The organism is Microbacterium sp. Bi121 (genome assembly GCF_918698005.1).
Lineage (GTDB): Bacteria > Actinomycetota > Actinomycetes > Actinomycetales > Microbacteriaceae > Microbacterium.
Genome location: NZ_CAKKLJ010000006.1, coordinates 99,388 through 118,729, shown reverse-complemented (window position 1 = coordinate 118,729; position 19,342 = coordinate 99,388). Strand labels below are relative to the sequence as shown.

Genomic DNA, 19,342 nt, shown 5'->3' with positions numbered 1-19,342 from the left:
CAGTCTACCGTCCGTCGGCGGCGTCGGCCCCTGAGCCCTTCGACGAGCTCAGGAACCACCTGTCGAAGGGTCGATGACGCGCGCTGAGCGGATGCTCTTGACAGGGAGGGTGCGCTCCACGTCAGCGGCGCGATCGCGTCCGCGCAGTCGTCCGCCGCCGAGGCCGCTCGCCTCCAGTTGCAGCTCACGCGCTGTGCCGTCCGGCATCACGATCTCCACCAGGAGGACGGCCCGAGCCCGAACGGCCGCGTCGAGTTCACGGTCGAGCCAGGCGGCGTCGGCATCCGGGCCCTGCTGAGCGCGCAGCCGGGCGATCAGCGGCTGATGGTCCGGCGCCGACGTCTTCGGCGGCTCCGGGGCCGGGTTGCGTTCGACGATCATCGGCTCTCCGTCGGCGCCCACGATCATCGCGGGGTAGCGCGCATCCGTCAGGGTCCAGTACACCGTGTCCCGGCCGACGCGAGAGGTCAGCCCCTCGGCATCCCGCGCCAGCGCGAGCGGCCGCAGCGCCTGGTCGACGCCGATCGCGTCGAGCAGCGTGGAATCCACGCTCGACACGCGTGTCCGCCCCGACCAGTCGGTGAAGACGCGCACGAGCCCGTGGCGCTGCGCCGTCTGCATCACGAGGTACTCGAGCGGTTGGGGGATGCCGGTGAGCGAGATGACGGTCAGGAAGTCGAGGATCGACGCTGCGGTCTCACCAGAGGTGAGGGCGTGCGCGATCGAATCCGCCGTGAATCGATACGAGGATGCCTGCGCTGCGGACTCGCGTTCCGCGATGTGCCGCAGTCGCACGTCCAGCGCGGGCTCGAGGGGGCCGGGCGCGATCGCGGTCAGGTCGTTCTGCAGGAAGATGCGGTCGACTTCAGAGGGCAGCATCTGCTGCAACGCCGTCGGGTCCGCCCTTTCGCCGAGTCTCAGGGGGCGGGCCCATTCCGGTTCCGAGCCATCCGCCGTGGTCAACCCGAGCAGCTCGGCGCGAGCCGCGATCCCCGCAACGCGGTCGCTCCACGTCGCGTCCCACGGATACTGGCGGTCCCACGCGTCGGTGGGCAGCCAGCCTCCGTCCGTGGTCCGCAGGCCGCGGGGAAGGGCGGAGCGGAGCGATTCGGCCAGCTCGATCCATCGATCGGATGCCGGCAGCCGCAACCACGACTCGCCGGTGGCTGTGGCATGCAGTCGGCGATCCGCGGCGATGAGGATGCCGGCGTCGAGAGCGATGGCGACGAGGTCGTCGAGCGTTTCTGCGGGCGTGCCGTTCTCGGCTATACGGCGCTTCTCACCCGCGGCCAGGCCGCCTCCGGTGAGCAGGGCGAGCGGCGTCTCGGCTGCGAGCAGCACCAGATCGGCGACCGCTGCGACGGTCGTGAAGGCCCGTTCGGCCGCCCGTGCCGCGGCGACGGAATCCGCGGGCTCAGGGTCGGCGATGTCGATGTGAGGCGGCAGCTCTCGTGCTGCGACGGCTTCCGCGACCGGCGGATACGGTGTGCCATCGGGCCGCAGCAGCGCCAGTGCGATCAGGCCATCGACGTCAGCGCCTGGGGCGTCGCCATCGGTCGCGTGGCGGAGCGCCCTCGCCTCGTCGACGGTCAGACGCGGCAGCATCCGGTCGATCGACGATTGGTCGAGCAGCGCTTCGGCCGCGTCGAAGAAGTCGGCCCATGCGGCATCCGCGCGCACGCCGCGCGCCGCGAACAGCGCCGCCAGCTGCGCGTCGGGCGCAGCGGCCAGCCACACAGCGAGCGGGCGGGCATGCGTGCTCATCTCAGGAGCGCTTGGCGGCGCGTCCCTTCCGCACGAAGGTGATGATCAGAAGCGCGATGATCATCACGAACGCGAGGGGAAGACCCCACAGCGGAATCGCGCCGACGATCGGCCAGATGCCTTCGCCGAACGCATGCTGATCCATTCCGACCCAGCTGCCGATGATGATGGCGAAGAAGCAGATCACCGAGAGCGCCGCCAGCGTCAGGGCCGTGAACGCGAGGATGCGATCGAGTCGACTGACGGGGACCTCTGGCCCGGAATTCTGCGTGCTCATCCGTCTCAGCCTAGTCCCTGGAACACCGGTAGGCTGGGGGTGGCCGCGTACGCGCGTGCCTTCATATCGGCACCATCACACAGCGAGGTTTCCCCATGCCCACCGGCAAGGTCAGGTTCTACGACGACGAGAAGGGCTTCGGCTTCATCGCCACAGATGACGGCCAGGACGTCTTCCTGCACGCCTCTGCCCTGCCCGCCGGCGCCACGGTCAAGTCCGGCGCCCGCGTGGAGTTCGGCGTGGCCGACGGCAAGCGCGGACTCCAGGCGCTCTCCGTGCGCGTGCTGGAGGCCCCGGTCAGCCTGTCGAAGGCCAAGCGCAAGCCCGCTGACGACATGGCGATCATCATCGAGGACCTCGTGAAGCTCCTCGACAGCATCGGCGGCGACCTGCGTCGCGGTCGATACCCCTCCAGCAGTCACGGTCGCAAGATCGCGGCCATGCTCCGCAAGGTCGCCGATGACCTCGACGCCTGAGCCCTCTGCCGAAGCGGATGACCGCCTGATCGGCGCGCACGACCTCGCGCTCGCCGCTCTGCAAGAGATCACGCCCGCCTCGACGATCGGCCCGGCAGCCGGGTACATCGTCGAGGAGGACGGCTCCGTCTCGTTGCGGTTCGAGAACCGGCTCCCCGGTTACCCCGGGTGGTACTGGACGGTCACCGTCGCGCGCGTCGACGACGCCGAGCCCACTGTGCTCGAGGTCGAGCTGCTGCCCAACGAGGGCGCGCTGCTCGCGCCGGAGTGGGTGCCGTGGGCGGAGCGTCTCGCCGAGTACCGCGCACACCAGGCGGAGCTCGCGGAGCAGGCGGCCGCGGCAGCGCCCGACGCGGCCGAGTCCGGCGAGGACGGCGGGTCGAGCAGCTCGGACGATGATGACGTCGACGACGATCTCGACGAGGACGACGAGCCCGACATCCTGCACGCCGGTGACCTGGACGGCGTCGACATCGACGAGCTCGACGACTCTGTCGCCGACGAGTCCGACGACGACGAGTCCGATGAGGACGACTCTGACGACGACGAGTCCGACTCGGACCACTCCGACGAAGAGGAGTAGTTCGCGCTGCTGATCCTCGGTTCGCGCGGGCCGGGCCGTCCTGCGCTCAGGCGCCGCTGTTCTCCAGCACGTAGTCGATCGAGCGGATCAGCTGACGGACGTCGTCCGGCTCGATCGAGACGAACGTCGCGATGCGCAGCTGGTTGCGGCCCAGCTTGCGGTACGGCTCGGTGTCCACGATCCCGTTCGCACGCAGCGTCTTGGCGATGCCCGCGGCGTCGATCGACTCGTCGAAGTCGATCGTGACGACGACGGGGGAGCGGTGCTCCGGATCCGAAACGAAGGGCGTCGCGACGGCGGATGCCTCGGCCCAGTCGTACAGCGCCTGTGACGACTCCGCGGTGCGGGCGCCGGCCCAGGCCAGACCGCCGTTGTCGTTGATCCACTGCAGCTGCGAATCGAGCAGGTGCAGTGTGGTGAGCGCCGGCGTGTTCAGCGTCTGGTTCAGGCGGGAGTTGTCGACGGCGTTCTTGAGGCTGAGGAACTCCGGGATGTAGCGGTCGGATGCCGCGATCCGCTCGATCCGCTCGATCGCAGCCGGTGACATGGCCGCGAACCACAGACCGCCGTCGGATCCCAGGTTCTTCTGCGGGGCGAAGTAGTACACGTCCGTCTGCGTGACATCGAAGTCGATGCCGCCTGCGGCGCTTGTCGCATCGATCACCGTCAGAGCGTCGTCCGCAGCGACGCGCTCGATCGTCGCGGCGACGCCGGTCGAGGTCTCATTGTGCGGCCACGCGTAGACGTCGACCCCGTCGACGACCTCCGCGGCTGCGCGCGATCCGGGCTCAGCGCTGCGCACGTCGGGAGCCTCGAGCCACGGGGCGGCAGCGGCCTTTGCGAACTTGCCGCCGAACTCGCCGAAGGTGAGGTTCTGGCTGCGACGCTCGATGAGGCCGAAGGCCGCGGCATCCCAGAACGCGGTCGAACCGCCGTTGCCGGTCACGATCTCGTAGCCGTCCGGCAGGCGGAACAGGCTCGCGAGCTGCTCGCGGACGCTGCCGACGAGGTTCTTCACCGGTGCCTGGCGGTGCGAGGTGCCGAGGATGCTCGCTCCCGCAGTGACCAGCGCCTCGAGCTGCGCGGGGCGCACCTTCGAGGGGCCGCAGCCGAAACGGCCGTCGACGGGCAGGAGGTCACGGGGAATCTCGATCGCCATGCGTCGATTCTAGGCGCGCGTCCGGAGCGCCGATTGCACTGTGACTCCGCCTGACGTCTTCGCGGGAATGTAGGCTTGCCTAAGAAGACCCGGAGGGCCAGATGACGGACTTGATCGACACCACGGAGATGTATCTCCGCACCATCCTCGAACTCGAGGAGGAGAACATCGTTCCCCTGCGCGCGCGCATCTCCGAGCGGCTCGGCCACTCAGGGCCGACCGTTTCGCAGACCGTCGGTCGCATGGAGCGCGACGGACTCGTCGTCGTGTCGGAGGACCGCACGCTCGAGTTGACGGATGCCGGTCGCCGCAAGGCGGTCGACGTCATGCGCAAGCATCGTCTGGCTGAGCGTCTGCTCTCCGATGTCATCGGGTTGGACTGGGCGTTCGTCCACGACGAGGCCTGCCGGTGGGAGCACGTGATGAGCGAGCAGGTCGAGCGTCGCCTCGTCGAACTGCTCGGTCACCCGACGGAGTCGCCGTACGGCAACCCGATCCCCGGTCTCGACCAGCTCGGCGATGCTCCGGCTCGCACGTTCGACGAGGGCGTCATCGGCCTCGTTCAGAAGCTCAACGCCGCCGGCGAGCCCATCGAGGGAACGGTACGACGTCTCGCAGAGCCCGCCCAGGTCGACCCTGAACTGCTCCAGCAACTGCGCGAAGCCGGCGTCGTTCCCGGTGCCCGCGGCAACTACCGCTACAGCGAGGGATACGTCCTGATCGAGATGGACGGCAACGACGAGGGCCTCGAACTTCCCGTCGAACTCGCGTCGCACATCTTCCTCGTCGGAGAGCCCGCCTGACCCCTCTCGGAAGATTGCCAGGCCGACAGGGTGACATGATCGTTATCTTCCGGTAACCTCGGACAGGTCGTCGGCGAAGAAGCCCGCCGGGGACAACCCCGTGAAGATCGCCTCCCCGGCTCGTCGTCTCCACGGTCAGATCGCACGAAGTACCCCGAGCTTGTGCCCCGAGAAGCAGAGTGCCGACGAGCCAGCGCACCCGAGCGCTGAGGCGCAGGAGGATTTCCTTTTGGCCGCAGACATCGAACCGACCACGACATCTGAACAGACCCCGAAGCGCCGACGCCCTGTCGCGCCGCGTCAGGTCGCGCGAACCATGGTGAAGCCGATGCGTTCGATCGTGATCTTCGGTGCCGTCGGCGCCCTGGTCGCCGCTGTCGCTCTGCCTGCGTATGCCGCTTCGTCCGGCCCCGTCGATGCCGCAACCACGCTGCAGCAGGTCGCCGTGGATGACGCCCAGTCTTTGGTCGTGGCATCCGCTGCGACCGCCTCGCCGCTCGACCGTTCGACCTACGGTGCGACCACCCCCGAAGAGATCGCCACGAAGAAGGCGGAGGAAGCCGCGAAGGCCCGCGCCGCCGCAACCGCCGCCGCGGCCGCTGCATCCAGCGGTGCGTCGTCCAGAAGCTTCGACGTCGGCAACTATGCGCTCGTCTCGCCGGGATCCGGAGAGGTGCGCTACCCGCTTCCTCGCGGCTCGTACACCCAGGGCCGCACCATCGGCGGCGGCCACAACGGCGCCGACATGCTCGCACCTCAGGGCACGCCGATCTACGCCGCTGCCGCGGGTGTTGTTCGCGCTTCGGCCGAGAGCATCGGCGGATACGGCGTCGCCGTCATGATCGATTCCGTGATCGGCGGGCAGAGCGTTGGCACGACGTACGGGCACATGACGTACGGCTCTCGTCAGGTTCAGGCAGGGCAGACGGTGAGCGCAGGGCAGCTGATCGGTTTCGTCGGAAGCACCGGTCGCTCGACGGCGAACCACCTGCACTTCGAGGTGTGGGTCAACGGCGGCCTGTACGAGCCGTATGGCTGGCTCGCTGCCAACGCCGGCTGATTCCACCGGCTCAGGCGACACGCGCCTGAGCGTTCACCCGTCGTTTCGTCATCGGTCAGCCTGATGGGCTAACCTGTTCCCGTCGTCGCACGGACGGGAGAAGCCGATGGAACGAATACCGGGCATCCGCACCATGGATGCACTCGGTCGTTACGTCCTTCGGCATTGCCCGCAGGGATGCACTGAGCTTGTCGTGTGCGAAAGACGTCGTCCGTAGGACGGCGTCTTTTTTCGTTTCTGCGTATCGTCTGTCGCCCGGGTGGCGTCGTGTGAGTCGAGAGTGCCGGGAAGCCGTCCCGGCGGATCGAGAGGATGACGATGCGCACACTAGTTCTGAACGCGGGCTATGAACCGCTGGCCGTGGTGTCCTTCAAGCGAGCACTCGTGCTCGTGATGAATCAGAAGGCGACCGTTATCGAGCGGGTCGAGGATGATCCCGTCTGGGCCTCTGGGGGCCCGTACGACAGACCTGCCGTCATCATCCTGTCGAGATACGTCCGCGTGCCGATGAGCCGTCGGGTGCCGGTCACCCGACGCGGTGTACTGCGTCGTGACAATCATCGATGCGGATACTGCGGCAAAGCGGCATCCACGATCGATCACGTCATGCCGCGGTCACGCGGGGGAGCGGACTCGTGGGAGAACCTCGTCGCGTGCTGTCTGCGGTGCAACAACGTCAAGAGCGACCGCACGCCTCAGGAGATGCGCTGGGAACTGCGGTTCGTGCCGCGTCAACCGAACGGCAACAGCTGGACCGTTCGCGGCACCGAGCGCAGCGACCCCTGCTGGGAGCCGTACCTCGCGCTCGCCGCGTGAGTCACGATTCTCGGGCCGCCCCGTCGACTGGCTAGACTTGTCGGGCCAGCCTCTGTAGCTCAATGGAAGAGCAGTTGCGTCCTAAGCAAACGGTTGGGGGTTCGAGTCCCTCCAGGGGCACCATCTCTTTTTCCCTCTGACCAGGAGTTTCCTCTGAGGTCAGAGCGCACAAAACGCGTTTTTGCCCGTTTTTTGCCCGCATTCTGAAAATTCGGCACGCCGAAAACGCCGTCTGCAACGGTCGGCGAATGACGTCGGAAAGACCCAAAATCACGCGTTTCGAGCGCGATCTGCCTCGTCGAGAAACTGAGCATTCTGCTCTCCGGGGTCACGACGGGCGCACGTAGCGGGTCCGCTGGGCTGAGGGCAGCGCCACGAGCGGCATCGCAGCGTTCAGGCGCGACGCGACTTCGTCCAGATCGTCCTCGAAGAGATCGGCGTAGGTGTCCAGCGTCATCGCCGCCGAGGCGTGTCCGAGCATCCGCTGCACGGCCTTCGCGTTCGCCCCCGAACTGATCGCGAGCGACGCGGCGGTGTGACGGAGGTCGTGCGGAGTGATCCGCGGGATCGATGGATCGAACTCCTGCGCGCGGCGAACCGCGTTCGCGAACCACCCCTTCTCGCCCGAATTGCGCATGTGGTTCACCCCGTCGCCGAACAGCAGCCCCTCCGGCCCCTTGCCCGCGCACGCCTCCTCGATCATCGCGGTGAGACGTTCCGGGTAGGGGACCGAGCGCTTCTCGTGCGTCTTCGGCGTGCCGATGTGGATCTCGTAGCCGATCATCACCGCGTTCTCCTCGATCACGAGGCGCCGACGCAGCCGATTCACGCTGCGCACTCGCAGTCCCGTGGCCTCGCCCCATCGGAGTCCGGTGTAGGCCAGGGTGAAGACGAGCGTCGGATACGCCGAGCACGCCGCCAACGTCGCCACCTGGTCATGCGTGAGGTACACGCGGCGCTTGCCCGGCCCCCGCCGCGGCAGGCTGCGGACGTGGCGTGCCGGATTGCTCGCCAGGCGTCGATCGTCGATGGCGACGTCGAGGATGCCGGCGAGGATTCCCAGGGAGCGGATGACGACAGTCCGCGACTTCCGTGACGCGAGATCGGACACCCAGTCCTGGACCTCCGAGCGTCGGATCGACGAGATCTCCCGGTCAGCCCATACCGGCTCCACATGGTTCTTCCACGCCCGCTCGAGCGTCATGTAATACGAGGGCTTCGTCATCGGCGGCTGCTTGGACTTCAACCAACTGTCCGCGAACATCCGAACGGGAACCCGCGACGACGACGGGTCGATGTACTCGCCCTTCGACTTCGACGTCGTGACCATGGACAGGTACAGCTGCGCCTCACGCATCGTCGTGAAGCCGCGCTTCTCCGTCTCGGAGTGGTCTGGCCTCCGATACCGCGCACGGTACCGGCGACCCTTCACCGTCTCATACGGCGTGATGCTGCCCATCTCGACCTCCGATCGATGCCGGCCTCATGGTCCAGTGTCCGCCTAGTGTCGGACACCCGCGAGGCCCCGTCAACGCGACCGATGAAGGCCGGGGACTGCTGCACGAGTAGGTGACATCTGATCTGGCTTGCCCGTGGGGGTGGGCCTGGAAGGATGTTGCTGTGCCCAAGCCCTACCCGAGTGAATTCCGTGACGACGTCGTGCGCGTCGCGAGGAACCGCGAGCCCGGAGTCACGATCGAGCAGATCGCGAAAGACTTCGGTGTTCATCCGATGACGCTGCAGAAGTGGCTCCACCGCGCCAAGGTCGAGGAGGGCACGGCGCCGGGTCAGTCCCGGTCCGAAGCGGCGGAGATCCGTGAGCTTGCGGAAGCGGAACCGGCTGCTGGAGCAGGAGAACGAGGTGCTGCGACGGGCGGCGGCGTATCTGTCGCAGGCGAACCTGCCGGGAAAAGGTTCTACCCGCTCGTGACGGAGCTCGCCACCGCAGGGATTCCTGTGACGGTGACGTGTCGGGTGCTCAAGCTCTCTCGCCAGCCCTACTACCGGTGGCTGGCGAACCCCATCACCGAGAGCGAGGTGGTGGAGGCGTATCGCGCAAACGCACTGTTCGATGCTCACAAGGACGACCCGGAGTTCGAGCACCGGCTCCTCGCCGATGAAGCCGCAGACGCAGGTGAGGCGATGTCGGACCGGACCGCGTGGCGGATCGCGTCGAGCAACGGCTGGTTCAGCGCGTTCGGGAAGCACAAGCGGGGTAAGGGCCGCCGGCCCGGCCCGCCGGTCCACGACGACCTCTGCGCGGTGGTCGACGAGGACGGCAGGACTCGGCATGTGTTCGCCGCCGAGGCACCGAACGAGCTCTGGCTCACGGACATCACGGAGCACAAAACGAGTGAGGGCAAGCTCTATCTCTGCGCGATCAAGGACGTCTTCTCCGGTCGGATCGTCGGGTACTCGATCGACTCGAGGATGAAGTCCCGGCTGGCGGTTCAGGCCCTCGAGAACGCTGTCGCGATGCGCGGCGACGTCGCCGGCTGCGTGGTCCACAGCGACAGAGGATCTCAGTTTCGAAGCCGGAAATTCCTACGTGCGCTGACCCGCCACCGCATGGTCGGAAGCATGGGAAGAGTGGGCTCGAGCGGAGACAACGCGGCCATGGAATCGTTCTTTGCGCTGCTTCAGAAGAACGTCCTCGACCGCGGTCGATGAACCTGCTTACCACGAGACCCGCTTGGTACAGTTCTGAAATGGATCACCTTTCCTCAGTGTCCACCCACGTCCAGCCCGATGTCCGGGTGCGTGGTGCCCGCGAACACAACCTCAAGGACGTCGATCTCACGGTTCCGCGTGACGCGATGGTTGTGTTCACGGGCGTGTCCGGATCCGGGAAGTCCTCCTTGGCTTTCGGCACGTTGTACGCGGAGTCGCAGCGGCGCTACTTGGAGTCAGTTGCCCCGTACGCGCGGCGACTGATCGACCAGGCGGGTGTCCCCGACGTCGACTCCATCACCGGGATGCCGCCCGCAGTCGCCTTGCAGCAGCAGCGCGGAGGGCGCAGCGCGCGCTCCTCTGTAGGCAGCATCACCACGCTGTCGAGTGTGGTTCGGATGCTCTATTCGCGAGCAGGTGAATACCCAGATGGTCAGCCGATGCTCTACGCCGAGGACTTCTCCGCGAACACCGTGCAGGGCGCGTGCCCCGAGTGCCACGGCATTGGCAGAGTGTACGCGGTGACCGAGGAGCGGATGGTGCCCGATCCCTCACTCACCATCCGGGAGCGCGCCATCGCATCGTGGCCGACCGCCTGGCACGGCCACCAGTTGCGGGACGTGCTCGTCGCGCTCGGCTACGACGTCGACGTACCGTGGAAGGATCTGCCGAAGAAGGATCGGGACTGGATCCTCTATACCGACGAGACCCCCTTCGTTCCCGTCCACTCTCGACTCACACTCGCCGAGGCGCGCCGGGCAATCCGAGCAGGAATCGAACCGAGCTACTCGGGCACCTTCGTCGGCGCGCGGCGGTACGTGCTCGACACTTTCGCGAACACGAAGAGCGCGTCGATGAAGCGCCGCGTAGCCCAGTTCATGAGCGCGGCGGTCTGCCCGGTGTGCCATGGGAAGCGGCTCAAACCCGAAGCACTGACGGTGACGTTCGAAGGACTCGATATCGCGGACTTCTCAGCCTTGCCACTGCGTGAATTGGCTGAGCTCCTCGAGTCCGTCGTCGCCGAGTCTGACCGCGAGGGCGAGACCTCCGGCGCCGTGGTAGACGTCGCGACTAGACGTGAAGCCGTCGAGCAGCGCGTTGCTGCTGGCGGCTCCGCTCACTCCGCTGCGCCGGATGTCCGTCGCACACCGAATCAGTCTGTCGAGAAGCGCGCCGCGGCAGCCCGCCTGGGCGCAGAATTGCTGGACCGCCTGCGCCCCATCATCGATCTCGGACTCGGTTACCTCTCGCTAGGTCGCACTACGCCGACACTATCCGGAGGGGAGCTACAACGACTTCGACTCGCCACGCAGCTCACGTCGGAACTGTTCGGTGTTGTCTACGTCCTCGACGAACCGTCAGCCGGTCTCCATCCGCACGACGTCACCGCGCTGCTGGGTATCCTCGACGGGCTGAAGCAGCGCGGCAACAGCCTCTTCGTCGTGGAGCATTCCGTCGACGTCATGCGGCACGCGGACTGGCTGGTTGACATCGGCCCCGGAGCCGGGGAACGCGGCGGGCGCGTGATCTACAGCGGACCCACGGACGGGCTCGCGGAGGTCGACGAGTCGGTGACGCGCGGATACATCTTCGGGGGCAGCGGCCTTCCACCGCACCAGCCCCGTGCCGCCCACGGCTGGTTGCAGCTGGAGCACGTCACCCGCAACAACCTGCGGGACGTATCTGTGGCGCTACCGCTCGGAACGCTCACGGCTGTCACTGGCGTGTCAGGGTCGGGGAAGTCCAGCCTTGTCAGTCAAGTCCTGCCTGCCCTCATCGGCGCCAGGCAAGGAGACGCCCCTCGCGTCGAGGAGGAAAGCGCTGAGGCCGACGCCCTGCTCCTCACTGACGAGTCCGATGAACTTGGAGGGTCGGTCGAGGGCGATCTCACGACCGTCCGGCGTGTGGTGAGCATCGACCAGAAACCCATCGGCCGCACGCCCCGCTCCAACGTCGCGACCTACACAGGACTCTTCGATCATGTGCGGCGCCGGTTCGCCGAGACGCCGGAAGCTCGGACACGCGGATACAAGCCCGGTCGGTTCTCCTTCAATGTCGCAGGCGGCCGTTGCCCGACCTGTGAGGGTGAAGGCTCCGTGATGGTCGAGCTGCTCTTCCTGCCCTCGGTCTACACCGTGTGTCCCGACTGCCATGGCACCCGCTATCAATCGAGCACCCTGGAGATCACCTGGCGAGGGCGCAACATCGCGGAAATCCTCGCGATGAGCGTCGAAGAGGCTCACGATTTCTTCGCCGGCGAGTACGACGTGATGCGCTCACTCACCTCGCTGGTCGATGTCGGGCTCGGTTATCTGCGCTTGGGACAGCCGGCCACAGAGCTCTCCGGTGGGGAGGCGCAGCGTGTGAAGCTGGCCACCGAACTGCAACGAGCGCAGCGCGGCGACACTCTGTACGTGCTCGATGAGCCGACCTCCGGATTGCACTGTGCCGACGCAGACCGTCTAGTTACCCACCTTCAGACTCTCGTCGATGCGGGCAACACGGTCGTGATGGTGGAACTCGACATGCGAGTGGTCGGCGCAGCCGACTACGTCATCGATCTCGGGCCGGGAGCCGGTGACAACGGCGGCACAGTGGTCGCGTCCGGAACGCCAGCAGAGGTCGCCGCGTCGAGAAACAGCGCTTCAGCACCGTATCTCGCCGCCGCCCTCGCCGAGGCCGCGACGCTGACGTCAGGGGCATAACCGGCTCTTCGCAGATGAGGGTGTAGACGTCGAGGGTGCGTCGTTGGCCGGGTAAGGTGATTCGCTCTGAGTTTCGTTCCGTCCTTTCCTTTTGGAGGATGGATTCATGCCAGGACCGTATCCGGACGAGTTCCGTCAGCGTGCATTGCGGATGTTGAGCGAGGCTCGCCCCGATCACAAGACCGATCACGCCGCGATCAAGCACGTCGCCACCAAGCTCGGCGTCAACCCCGAGACGCTGCGATTGTGGAAGAAGCGTCTCGACGTCGACGAGGGCCGGCGGCCGGGAACCTCGAGTGAGGCGCAGGCGGAGATCAAGCGTTTGAAGAAGCAGATCGTCGAGTTGGAGAAGGCGAACGAGATCTTGCGGTCTGCGAGCGTGTTTTTCGCGACCGAGCTCGGCCGCCCCTCGTCGAGATGATCGCGTTCGTCGACAAGATGCGTGATCGTTTCGGGGTCGAGCTCGTCTGCCGTGTGATGCGGCAGGCGAGGTGGGGTTCCTCACTGCCCGCGGATACCGGGCTGCGAAAGCGCGTCCCGCATCGGCGCGGCAGCTGCGGGACGAGCTGCTGATCCCGGAGATCACCCGGCTGCATGCGGAGAACTACGGCGTGTACGGAGTCCGCAAGATGCACGCCCTGCTGCGGCGGCAGGGCTGGGTGATCGGTCGCGATCAGACCGGCCGGCTGATGCGCATCGCGGGTGTTCACGGGGTGAAGCGGTCGAAGAAGGTCTTCACCACGAAGCCCGACCCGGCGAACGAGAAGCCGAGGGATCTCGTGCAACGCAGGTTCACCGCCGACGCGCCACGAAAGCTCTGGGTCGCGGACATGGCGTATGTCGCGACGTGGTCCGGGTTCGCGTACGTCGCGTTCGTCACCGACGTGTTCTCCCGCCGCATCGTCGGGTGGAACGTCGCCTCGACGCTCAAAGCCGACATCCTGCCGCTCCAAGCTCTCAACATGGCCGCGTGGGCCGCGGACGGGAACCTCGACGGACTCGTCCATCACGCCGACCACGGATCGAACTACCTCGCCGTGGTCTACACAGACCGCATCGACGAGCTCGGCGCGACTCCGTCGACGGGAACCGTTGGCGACAGTTTCGACTGTCAGTCTGTTTCTGCCGCATCCCGCGAGGATGAGGAAGTCCTGGCCGGAGTGTTCTGACCCTTGCTTACGATTGGCCCGCAGGGTGCCTTGGCGTTGATCTGTCGAGCCTCCGGCCGGGCGCGCAGTAACCGCTGCCGCCGGATCGGGCGTGACCTGATAGGAGCCTGGAGCAGTCTCGACAACGCGTCCCCATGACAGTCCTGTCCACCCGCCGGCGACAGCGTGACACCACGCTAACGGCAGGAGTAACAGAAGAACATGACCGAGATTGAGACCGCCCGTTCGGGGCACGTCGTCATCGGCGTCGACACCCACAAGCACATCCATGTCGCCGCGGTGATGGACTCGATCGGCGGGATCCTCGCGACGCTGACGATCTCGACCCACACCGCCGGGTTCAGGCAGCTGCTGGAGTGGGCGGCGGGTTTCGGGAAGATCATCGCGTTCGGGATCGAGGGCACCGGCTCCTACGGGGCCGGACTGACCTCGTTTGTTCGTCGCCACGGGCATAAGGTGATCGAGGTCTCACGACCCGATCGGCGGCTGCGCAGGCTCAACGGCAAGTCCGACACCCTGGACGCGGAGAACGCCGCCCGAGCCGTGCTCGCAGGGTTCGCGACCGCGATTCCGAAGACCGCGGACGGCGTCGTCGAGATGATCCGTCAACTGAAAGTCGCGCACGATACCGCGGTGAAGGACCGCACCGGCGCGATGGTCACTCTCAAAGCGATGCTCGTCCACGCCACCGAGGACCTGCGCAAGGAAACCGCGAAGAAGACGCAGAAGATGGTTGCGAGGCACTGCGCCGCGCTCCGCCCCCGCGGGCTGGCCACACCGGAGGACGCGAACCGTCATGCGCTCCGCTCGATCGCGAGACGCTGGATCGCTCTCAACGAGGAGATCAAAGACCTCGAAGCACAGATCGAGCAGCTCGTGCTCCATCGCGCACCGCACCTGCTGGACGAGTTCGGGATCGGTGTCGACACCGCCGCAGAGATCCTCATCGTCGCGGGAGACAACCCCGAACGCATCAAGAGCGAGGCCGCGTTCGCGAAACTCGCCGGGATCAGCCCCGACCCCACCGGGTCAGGGATGACCAGCGGGAAGCACCGCATCAACCACGGCGGCCATCGGCAGCTCAACGCGGCGATCTACCGGACCGTCATCGTCAGGATGAGGTTCCATGAACCCACCATCGCCTACGTCGCCCGACGAACCGCCGAGGGCAAGAGCAAACGAGACATCATCCGCTGCCTGAAACGCTACGTGATCCGCGAGGTCTACCACCTCGTGAAGACCGACCCGAGAACCGGCGAAATCATGAGTTGACAACTATAGGAGCATCAACGCGATGGCCGAGGCCGTCAACGGGCTCTACAAGACCGAGTTGATCCGCCGCCGCGGCCCGTGGCGCACGGTCGAGCAGGTCGAACTCGCGACACTCGAGTACGTGTGGTGGTGGAACAACCAGCGCCTCCACGGCGAGCTCGACATGCGCACCCCCGCCGAGGTCGAAGCCGACTCCTACGCTGGCCTCGACACACCCTTGGGAACACCCGTCTCCCAAGCCGCCCGATAGGAACGAAACTCAGGGCGAATCAGATCTCAGGGCGTGCGCGGCGGTTGGGAGTGCCCGGAATGCGGCCACGTGCAGCAGGCGCAGGACGTTGAGATGCCGTCCGAGTTCAACGGTCCAGGATCCATGGCGGATGGCTGGAGGCGGCCTGATGCCTATGCTGTCGCTGCCAGGGGCGGGAAGTGCGGAATCTGGATCGGGCGGCGCGAACGGCTTCTGGAGTGGAAGCGGTTCACGTCCTCGAGAACCTCGGCCGCATCCGTGTAAGAAACCCGCAACGGGAGATCGCGCACCCAGACCACACCGACCAGACACTCTTCCATCTGGTGAACACAGGCAACTGTCCTACGCGCATCGTTCGGCCCGTAACGGTGGTCAAGGATCAACCACTCCGAGTCCGTGACCTTCTTCAACTCGAACCGAGGATCAGGCATCAGCGACATCTCAACACTCCAATCAGACGGAACCAGGTGCGCTTGAAAGGAACGGAGACCCCACTTCGCTGAGTAGAGCGTCGAGCGTGACGAGCACTCATCTCGGCGACAGGGAGAACTCACCCATCAGGCGTCGAGGTCATTATAGGAAGCCGCCGACCACGCTTCAACATGTCAACGCCGCAGCCGAACACATGGGAGCGGATTGAACATCCACGGGTGACTATGGTCGTCAGCCCTTGACGTCGCGCGGGTCTTTTCCGTAGCTGTTCCGCTCAGAGACCTGGCCGTCCTTGTCTTTGATGATGTGCTCCACCTCACGGCTGGCCGCAATCTGCCGGCCCTCTTCGGCTGCTCCGGCCTGTGTCCGGTAGGTCTCACCGGTGTTCCCGGCCTCGCCCGTCACGTGGTTGTGCCACGTACCGTTCTCGTGGAAGGTTTCGACGTCTCCCTTGGGCATGATGGCTCCGCTCTCTGCTGTTCGGTCGAACATAGAACGAGTGCGCGCGCCGCGGTCAGGGGCTTGCCTGTCCGACGCGGGATGCGCTATCTGTCGCATTGCAACGGGATCGACGGGCACAGCCAGATTGTCGAACGTCCGCCGGCTCATCCTCCGGATGTTTCCATGACGGCTCGACAGCCTTATCCCGGACTGCGAGGGTGGAGGTATGCGACAACGCGAGGTGAACCCGACAATGACTTGGATTGGCCTGACTTTCGGGGGCTCCTACGCCATCCTCTGTACTGTGCTGATCCTGACTGGCGTGGTGGGCGGCACCCTCTGGTTCACCGTTGTGGCGATGGTGTTGCTCGCCGTCTCGAGCTTCATCCAGATCATCAGACGCCGTCGGCAGCCATAGCTTCCGCCGAGTCGATCCTGGGGGCGACTCGATGCCTTCCCGGCGCATGTACCTTCTCCTGCAGCATCCCGCAAGGCCCTCAGTGTCCGCCAATGCGCCCTTCTACCCTCTTCGTATGGACGGGGAAAGCAGGCGCACAACGACTTACGTCGAGATCGATGGCAGAGAGTACACGCTCGGGCGAGATCTCGACCTGGTCGACGTCATGTCAAAGATCCAAGCAGCCGCGCAGTCGAGGCCGACGTTCGTCGACCTCGCCGACAGCGCGCACCTCGTCTCCGTCCTCGTCTCGCCTCAGTCGAGGGTCGTGATCACCGTCCGGCCGGAGTCGTCCACGCCCGAGCATCTGCACCCGAGCGGCGCGATGAGCGATTGGGATCTGTAACGGCGCGCGCCCGACGCTACTCGGCGTCATCCGTCCCTTCGCCCTCGTCACCCAGCTCGGGTTCGACCTGCGGCCGTCCGATGATGCCGATGCCGACCGCCTCATGGCTGGGTTCGGGCTCCTCGCGAGCAGGGGCCTTGGGCTCCTCACCGGGGTCCTTCTCCGCGCTCGGCTCCTGCATCTCCTCGGCGTCCGGCATCTGCTCCGGATCGGGGCGCTTCGGCTCAGCCGGGGTATTGCTTTCGGGATCGGTCGTCGAATCGCTCATGATGCGCTTCCTTTCGTCGTGGGTCAGGGGTTGAGGACGACCTTGATGCAGCCGTCCTCCTTGCGCTGGAAAGTCGAATAGAGGCCGGGAGCATCCTCGAGCGGCGCGTGATGCGTCGCGAGATCCATCACGCCGATCGGGTCCGCCGGGTCTTCGACCAACGGAAGCAGATCATCGATCCAATGCTTCACATTGCACTGGCCCATGCGCAGGCTCAGCTGCTTGTCGAACATCGTCTTCATCGGAAGGATGTCGGCGTCGCCGGCGTACACGCCGCTGAGCGAGACCGTTCCCCCGCGACGAACGAGGTCGATCGCGGCATACAGTGCGGTGAGTCTGTCGACTCCTGCCTTGTCGAGCGCCGCTCGCGCCACGGCATCCGGGAGCAACCCGATCGCCTGCTGGGCGAACTTCACGCCGGGAGCGCCGTGCGCTTCGAGCCCGACGGCGTCGACGACGGAGTCCGCGCCGCGGCCATCGGTCAGATCACGCAATTCTTCGACGACCGTGTCCGTCAGGTCATAGGTGAGGATGCCGTGACGCTCAGCCATCGCGCGTCGCTCCGGGACCGGATCCACCGCGAGTACGCGGAAGCCGCGATGCGTGCCGATGCGCGACACGAGCTGACCAACCGGGCCGAGACCGAGCACCGCGAGCGTCCCGCCCTCGGGAACGTGCGCATACTCGACCCCCTGCCACGCCGTCGGCAGGATGTCGCTGAGATACAGATACCGGTCGTCGGGGAGTTCGCTCCCCACGAGGACGTGGTTGTAGTCGGCCAACGGCACCCGAAGGTACTCTGCCTGTCCGCCCGGGATCTGACCGTAGAGCTTCGTGTACCCGAAGAGAGCGGCGCCGCTGCCGTACTCGCGCACCTGAGTCGTCTCGCACTGGGATTGCAGGCCTCGGCGGCACATGAAGCAGTGTCCACAGGCGATGTTGAACGGAATCACGACGCGATCGCCGATCTTGAGCTGCGTCACATCGGCGCCGACCTCGATGACCTCTCCCATCGGCTCATGCCCGAGCACGTCACCGCGATCGAGGAAAGGACCGAGCAATTCGTACAGGTGCAAGTCGGACCCGCAGATCGCCGATGAAGTGACGCGGATGATCGCGTCGGTCGGCTCTTGAATCTGTGGATCGTCGACTTCGGTGACCTGGACGTCGCGTTTACCCTGCCAGCTGAGTGCCTTCATGCTTACACCTTCGCCGAGACCACGCGTGCACCGAACAGGGTTGACAATCAGGGTTCGCCACCACAGCGCGGGATGTCAAGGGGAGTGCTCTGTGCCGAGCAGAGGCGCAGAGTCGAGGCAACAGAGTCAGGAGCCCGTCATGACGTCAGAGCACGCTGCCGAACCCGAATCCCCGGCGAAGATCGACGGACGATCATGGCGGCTGGCGGTGCGGCGCGCTCTTCGAGCGTTCGGCGCCGACGACTGCCCCGACGTCGCCGCGAGCCTCACGTTCTACTCCGTGCTCGCCCTGGTGCCGGCTGTGATGGTCTCGTTCTCGATCGTCAGCCTGCTCGGACGCGGTGAGGAGACCGCCAGCATCGTTGTCGACGTCGTCCGTGCCCTGGCGCCGGATGCCTCGGCTGCAGCGGTGCGCGACGCGATCGGCCAGATCGCCGAGGCGCGTCTTTCCGGCCTCCTGCTCCTCTTCGCCCTCGCGTTGACGCTCTGGGCCGTCGCCCGGTACGTCGCCGCTCTCGGGCGAGGCATGAACCGCATCTACGGCGTCGCAGAGGGCCGCCCGGTGTGGCGGCTGAAAGGAGGGCAGCTCCTGATCGCCCTCGTCGTCATCATCTGCACCGCGCTGATGGCGGTCATACTGTCCATCACCGACGGCGTCGCAGAGACGCTGGGGCAGGCATTCGGGCTCGGCGATGTGACGTTGCTCGTCTGGCAAGTCCTGCGCTGGCCGCTCCTGGCCGCGATAGCCGTCTTCGTACTGGCGTTCCTGTACTACTTCGCTCCGAACGTCGAGCCGGCGAGGTTCCGCTGGATGAGTCTCGGCGCTGCAGCAGCACTCATCGTGCTGCTGCTCGCCTCGTTCGGGTTCTGGTTGTACGTCTCCACGCTCGCCGACTACGACCGGCTCTACGGGGCTTTCGCGGGGGTGATCATCTTCGCGCTCTGGCTGTGGATCGCGAACATGGCGATCCTCGTCGGCGCGGAGTTCGATGCGGAGGTGGAGAGAGTCCGCCAGCTGCGGGCGGGCATTCCGGCCGAGGCTCAGGTGCAGGTGCCGCTGCGGGATGCCCGGCGGATCGCGAAGAGCGTGCGCGGTGATCGCCGTGAGGAGGCACGGGCCCGCCGGATCCGCGGCTGACGTTCGGCTCATCCGCGGCATGATTGTCAAGCCCGATGCGGGGAGAGAACGTCCGCA

General features: G+C 66.1%; 19 protein-coding genes, 1 tRNA gene and 1 pseudogene. 14 read left to right on the top strand and 7 right to left on the bottom strand.

The window, feature by feature from the left end:
* Nucleotides 1-48 precede the first annotated feature (48 nt).
* Both LQZ87_RS11235 and LQZ87_RS11230 read right to left on the bottom strand, forming a co-directional pair.
* Nucleotides 49-1,764 (bottom strand): helicase-associated domain-containing protein, encoded by a 1,716-nt coding sequence (locus LQZ87_RS11235; protein WP_230103561.1) that lies wholly within the window; start codon nucleotides 1,762-1,764, stop codon nucleotides 49-51.
* Nucleotide 1,765: 1 nt separating this feature from the next.
* Nucleotides 1,766-2,041, bottom strand: a complete 276-nt coding sequence (locus tag LQZ87_RS11230; RefSeq protein ID WP_230103560.1) for a multidrug ABC transporter ATPase — start codon at nucleotides 2,039-2,041, stop codon at nucleotides 1,766-1,768.
* Between the two features lie 95 nt (nucleotides 2,042-2,136).
* Here LQZ87_RS11230 and LQZ87_RS11225 point away from each other — a divergent pair, with 95 nt between their 5' ends.
* Complete coding sequence (locus tag LQZ87_RS11225) at nucleotides 2,137-2,517, top strand: cold shock domain-containing protein (protein ID WP_230103559.1); 381 nt, start codon at nucleotides 2,137-2,139, stop codon at nucleotides 2,515-2,517.
* Nucleotides 2,501-3,100, top strand: coding sequence for a DUF3027 domain-containing protein (locus tag LQZ87_RS11220; protein WP_230103558.1), 600 nt, complete (start codon nucleotides 2,501-2,503; stop codon nucleotides 3,098-3,100). Before LQZ87_RS11225 ends, LQZ87_RS11220 begins: the two co-directional genes overlap by 17 nt.
* A 46-nt stretch (nucleotides 3,101-3,146) precedes the next feature.
* Here the strand turns inward: LQZ87_RS11220 and serC are convergent, their stop codons facing one another.
* Nucleotides 3,147-4,259: a phosphoserine transaminase gene (serC, locus tag LQZ87_RS11215; protein WP_230103557.1), complete on the bottom strand. Its 1,113-nt coding sequence runs from the start codon at nucleotides 4,257-4,259 to the stop codon at nucleotides 3,147-3,149.
* Between the two features lie 101 nt (nucleotides 4,260-4,360).
* Between serC and LQZ87_RS11210 the strand changes: the two genes are divergently transcribed.
* The 4 genes from LQZ87_RS11210 to LQZ87_RS11195 all read left to right on the top strand — a co-directional run bounded on the left by LQZ87_RS11210 (nucleotide 4,361) and on the right by LQZ87_RS11195 (nucleotide 7,061).
* Nucleotides 4,361-5,062 (top strand): metal-dependent transcriptional regulator, encoded by a 702-nt coding sequence (locus tag LQZ87_RS11210; protein WP_230103556.1) that lies wholly within the window; start codon nucleotides 4,361-4,363, stop codon nucleotides 5,060-5,062.
* A gap of 328 nt (nucleotides 5,063-5,390) precedes the next feature.
* Nucleotides 5,391-6,122 carry a M23 family metallopeptidase gene (locus LQZ87_RS11205; RefSeq protein ID WP_230103555.1) on the top strand — a complete coding sequence of 244 codons (732 nt, stop codon included), beginning with the start codon at nucleotides 5,391-5,393 and terminating at the stop codon, nucleotides 6,120-6,122.
* Between the two features lie 318 nt (nucleotides 6,123-6,440).
* On the top strand, nucleotides 6,441-6,938 hold the full coding sequence (locus LQZ87_RS11200) for an HNH endonuclease (RefSeq protein ID WP_230103554.1): 498 nt from the start codon (nucleotides 6,441-6,443) through the stop codon (nucleotides 6,936-6,938).
* 48 nt (nucleotides 6,939-6,986) lie between these two features.
* Nucleotides 6,987-7,061 (top strand) — tRNA-Arg (locus LQZ87_RS11195).
* 205 nt (nucleotides 7,062-7,266) lie between these two features.
* On the opposite strand, the gene LQZ87_RS11190 is transcribed toward LQZ87_RS11195, so the two are convergent.
* Complete coding sequence (locus LQZ87_RS11190; protein ID WP_230103553.1) at nucleotides 7,267-8,397, bottom strand: site-specific integrase; 1,131 nt, start codon at nucleotides 8,395-8,397, stop codon at nucleotides 7,267-7,269.
* A gap of 161 nt (nucleotides 8,398-8,558) precedes the next feature.
* Here LQZ87_RS11190 and LQZ87_RS11185 point away from each other — a divergent pair, with 161 nt between their 5' ends.
* The 6 genes and pseudogenes from LQZ87_RS11185 to LQZ87_RS11160 form a co-directional block, all read left to right on the top strand.
* Nucleotides 8,559-9,608 carry an IS3 family transposase gene (locus LQZ87_RS11185; RefSeq protein WP_230103552.1) on the top strand — a complete coding sequence of 350 codons (1,050 nt, stop codon included), beginning with the start codon at nucleotides 8,559-8,561 and terminating at the stop codon, nucleotides 9,606-9,608.
* A 38-nt stretch (nucleotides 9,609-9,646) separates the two neighbouring features.
* Nucleotides 9,647-12,313 carry an excinuclease ABC subunit UvrA gene (locus tag LQZ87_RS11180; RefSeq protein WP_230103551.1) on the top strand — a complete coding sequence of 889 codons (2,667 nt, stop codon included), beginning with the start codon at nucleotides 9,647-9,649 and terminating at the stop codon, nucleotides 12,311-12,313.
* A 106-nt stretch (nucleotides 12,314-12,419) separates the two neighbouring features.
* On the top strand, nucleotides 12,420-12,734 hold the full coding sequence (locus LQZ87_RS11175; protein ID WP_230103550.1) for a transposase: 315 nt from the start codon (nucleotides 12,420-12,422) through the stop codon (nucleotides 12,732-12,734).
* A 46-nt stretch (nucleotides 12,735-12,780) separates the two neighbouring features.
* Nucleotides 12,781-13,482 carry an IS3 family transposase gene (locus LQZ87_RS11170; protein ID WP_290368269.1) on the top strand — a complete coding sequence of 234 codons (702 nt, stop codon included), beginning with the start codon at nucleotides 12,781-12,783 and terminating at the stop codon, nucleotides 13,480-13,482.
* Nucleotides 13,483-13,683: 201 nt separating this feature from the next.
* Nucleotides 13,684-14,754, top strand: a complete 1,071-nt coding sequence (locus tag LQZ87_RS11165; RefSeq protein ID WP_230103548.1) for an IS110 family transposase — start codon at nucleotides 13,684-13,686, stop codon at nucleotides 14,752-14,754.
* Nucleotides 14,753-15,004: pseudogene (locus LQZ87_RS11160) on the top strand (IS3 family transposase); the annotation flags it as partial. The gene LQZ87_RS11165 and the pseudogene LQZ87_RS11160, both read left to right, overlap by 2 nt.
* A gap of 663 nt (nucleotides 15,005-15,667) precedes the next feature.
* Here the strand turns inward: LQZ87_RS11160 and LQZ87_RS11155 are convergent.
* Nucleotides 15,668-15,895 (bottom strand): DUF2188 domain-containing protein, encoded by a 228-nt coding sequence (locus LQZ87_RS11155; RefSeq protein ID WP_230103547.1) that lies wholly within the window; start codon nucleotides 15,893-15,895, stop codon nucleotides 15,668-15,670.
* Nucleotides 15,896-16,410: 515 nt separating this feature from the next.
* On the opposite strand from LQZ87_RS11155, the gene LQZ87_RS11150 reads away from it, so the two are divergent.
* Nucleotides 16,411-16,680: a hypothetical protein gene (locus tag LQZ87_RS11150; protein WP_230103546.1), complete on the top strand. Its 270-nt coding sequence runs from the start codon at nucleotides 16,411-16,413 to the stop codon at nucleotides 16,678-16,680.
* 16 nt (nucleotides 16,681-16,696) lie between these two features.
* Here LQZ87_RS11150 and LQZ87_RS11145 read toward each other — a convergent pair whose 3' ends face one another.
* The gene (locus LQZ87_RS11145; protein WP_230103545.1) at nucleotides 16,697-16,948 is read right to left on the bottom strand and encodes a hypothetical protein; all 252 of its coding nucleotides are present in this window, start codon (nucleotides 16,946-16,948) and stop codon (nucleotides 16,697-16,699) included.
* A gap of 23 nt (nucleotides 16,949-16,971) precedes the next feature.
* Nucleotides 16,972-18,147 (bottom strand): zinc-dependent alcohol dehydrogenase, encoded by a 1,176-nt coding sequence (locus LQZ87_RS11140; protein ID WP_230103544.1) that lies wholly within the window; start codon nucleotides 18,145-18,147, stop codon nucleotides 16,972-16,974.
* Between the two features lie 139 nt (nucleotides 18,148-18,286).
* On the opposite strand from LQZ87_RS11140, the gene LQZ87_RS11135 reads away from it, so the two are divergent.
* On the top strand, nucleotides 18,287-19,285 hold the full coding sequence (locus LQZ87_RS11135; protein ID WP_230103543.1) for a YihY/virulence factor BrkB family protein: 999 nt from the start codon (nucleotides 18,287-18,289) through the stop codon (nucleotides 19,283-19,285).
* Nucleotides 19,286-19,342 lie beyond the last annotated feature (57 nt).